This window comes from Bacteroidota bacterium (assembly GCA_034723125.1).
Lineage (GTDB): Bacteria > Bacteroidota > Bacteroidia > CAILMK01 > JAAYUY01 > JAYEOP01.
Map to the genome: position 1 here is coordinate 1 of JAYEOP010000394.1, position 1,847 is coordinate 1,847.

The following is a 1,847-nucleotide window of genomic DNA, read 5'->3' on the forward strand; positions in this document are numbered from 1 at the left end:
AGCCATAGCTACGGAAATAATTTTTAACGACAAAAAAGGGAAATAGAAATGATTTATATCGGGTGTTTTGATGTTAATTTGGTATTAGAATTTTAACCCCATTGTTAATATGATATTATTTATTTTGTTCTTTTCTATAGCACCTTCTACAGTTTCTTTTTTTAAACTATATGGCAAGTAATAATCATTTCTTTTTATCATTTGGTAAGTAAGGTCAAAGAAAATATTTTTTTCTCTTACACCAATTCCAGCTGAATAAATCTCTGTTGAACCATCTGCATTATCAGGTTTAAAAATTTCTTTATAAGGACTTTCATACAAATTATAACCACCACGGAAAGTAAAAATATTATATCTCAGTTCAGCACCTACTCTAATATTATGAACATTGCCATAGTGTGTTTCAATTGCATTGTTTTCGTCCATAAAGCTATAATCATCAGAACTATAGTATGCTAAAGAATAGTCTAACATTTCATAATCAACGGATATAAATCCAAATTTTCCTAGGAACAATGCCATGCTAAGTGTTGACCTAAATGGACTTAAAAAATTATAAGAAAATATACCGGACTGTATAATATTTGAATCGTGTAACATCAAATTTGGTAATACAGATTCTTCATAGGATTCTGATAATTTATAAAATGTTGGAGTTTCTATACTTCCACCAAAACGTATAAAATTAAAAGGTTTAATAAGAATTCCAATACTTGTTTTAAATCCTATTTCACTGTTTACATCCACTTCACTTTTAAATGTAGATGAATGGTAATTTTTTGGATTGTCATTTAAATTTGTTTCAGTAAATTCGGATATACTGTGATAATGTATTGAAGGGAAAGAAACTGTTCCCCCAAGATAAACTATATTTGAATAGTTTCCTCCAAAAGTAAAGTTCATATCATAAGCAGATCCGCGTGTTATTTCCGATTTTGTTTGGCGAAAGTTAGGTAATGAATCAGTAAAAGCATTTACGTAAGCAGTTGGATTATTATTATCAGGGTTGTCAATCAGCCATGAGTCATAAACTAAGCCGGTTACAAAAGGTAAATTTTCTTTGCTTATGCCATTTGCCGATTCCACAAAATAATCAAGAATAGAGTTTTCTTTATTCACACCTGTCATGTTAAGTCGCTTGTGAAAATTATTTGTTCGGTTTACACCCCCTGCGAAAGTGTAGCTTACCCATCCTTCTGTTACAGCTTTTCCTGCAATTTCATTTACATGAGTTAAAACCAGTCCCAAAGATGGAATATTGTAATTGAATTTATGTCCATTAACATTTGTTCCCAAATAACTGCTTTCAGTTGATGAATAAAAAAAGGAATTTGACAATGTAAATTCAGATGAACGAAAAACAGCAATACCTGCAGGGTTTATTGATGAAGAAATAAAATTTGCTCCAACAGCTCCATAAGCATTGCCTATGCCGGCACTACGAGCATCCGATTGTAGAAATCGTTGTGAAAATGATAAGGCTTCAACCTCATATTGAGCAAAGAGTTTTACTGTCCCTAGTAAAACAACTAGGATTAAAATTAGCTTTTTCATAATTGTAATATTTTAATTATTTATCTTCTATGTCCACCACTTGAACTTCTGCTAGAACTTCTGCTTGAGCTACTACTACTGCTAGAGCTTCTGCTACTACTTGAAGAAGAACTACTACTTGGGCTATAACTTCTAGAACTAGAACTGCTTTTGTATGATGAGCTTCTTGAATTCGAACTGCTTGGACGTGAATAACTTGATGGCTTGGAGTAGCTTCTTGTTGAAGAACTTTTATTTGGTTTGGAATAACTCTTTGTTGAAGAACTCCTTGTAGGTTTTGAATAACTCCTTGT

2 protein-coding genes are annotated in these 1,847 nt (G+C 31.8%); both read right to left on the minus strand.

The genetic code is table 11. The annotated features are described in order from the left end of the window. Positions 1-84 precede the first annotated feature (84 nt). On the minus strand, positions 85-1,554 hold the full coding sequence (locus U9R42_10615; GenBank protein MEA3496476.1) for a hypothetical protein: 1,470 nt from the start codon (positions 1,552-1,554) through the stop codon (positions 85-87). Positions 1,555-1,570: 16 nt separating this feature from the next. Further along, a partial coding sequence (locus U9R42_10620; protein MEA3496477.1) for a hypothetical protein occupies positions 1,571-1,847 on the minus strand: 277 nt, incomplete at its 5' end.